Raw genomic sequence first — 851 nt, forward strand, 5'->3', positions numbered from 1 at the left:
CTTGCTGGGGGAGGGGGACCGCCCGCGCAGCGGGTGGTGGAGGGGCAGCGGGGTCTTGCAGACCTTGATCGGGATGCCATCCCGCTTCCCCTCCACCACCGACCTTCGCTCGGCGGTCCCCCTCCCCGAGACAAGCTCGGGGAGGATTTAGTGTTTGCGAGGCTTGCCCCGCCCCGCATTTCCGGCGATGGACCGCCGGACAACCCAATCAGGAATCATCATGACCGCCCCTTTCAAGCGCCTGGCCGTCTATTGCGGCTCTGCCACCCCTGCCGACCCCGTTTATATCGAAACCGCGCGCATGGTCGGTGCGACACTCGCCAATCGGGGGATCGGCGTGGTCTATGGCGGCGGACGGCTGGGGCTGATGGGCGCGACCGCCGACGCGGCGCTTGAGCTGGGCGGCGAGGTGATCGGAATCATCCCCGAGGCGCTGGTCCGGCCCGAAGTCGCGCATCAGGGCTGCACCGAGCTTCACGTCGTCCCCGGCATGCATGCGCGCAAGCAGGCGTTCACCGATCTGTCCGATGGCTTCATCGTACTGCCCGGCGGCGTCGGCACCATGGACGAGCTGTGGGAGGCGATCAGCTGGTCGCAGCTCGGCTATCATGACAAGCCGGTCGGACTGCTCAACGTGAACGGCTTTTACGACCAGCTCATCGCCTTCAACCGCCACATGATCGAGGTCGGTTTCATCCGCCCGCAGCACGCGAACATCCTGATCGTCGACGACACACTCGACGGTCTGCTCGCCAAGATGGCGGCCTATGAGCCGCACCAGTCGATCTTCTCGATGACGACGGATGATCTGTAATGAATCTCCCCTCCCCTTCAGGGGAGGGGTCGGGGGT

The 851-nt window shown here is 65.3% G+C and carries 1 protein-coding gene; it reads left to right on the plus strand.

Features of this window, described 5'->3' with window-relative positions; genetic code table 11:
* The first annotated feature begins 220 nt into the window (after positions 1 to 220).
* On the plus strand, positions 221 to 814 hold the full coding sequence (locus AX725_RS20145) for an LOG family protein (RefSeq protein ID WP_066044307.1): 594 nt from the start codon (positions 221 to 223) through the stop codon (positions 812 to 814).
* Positions 815 to 851: the final 37 nt, after the last annotated feature.

It is taken from the genome of Blastomonas sp. CCH9-A1 (assembly GCF_001557175.1).
Lineage (GTDB): Bacteria > Pseudomonadota > Alphaproteobacteria > Sphingomonadales > Sphingomonadaceae > Blastomonas > Blastomonas delafieldii_A.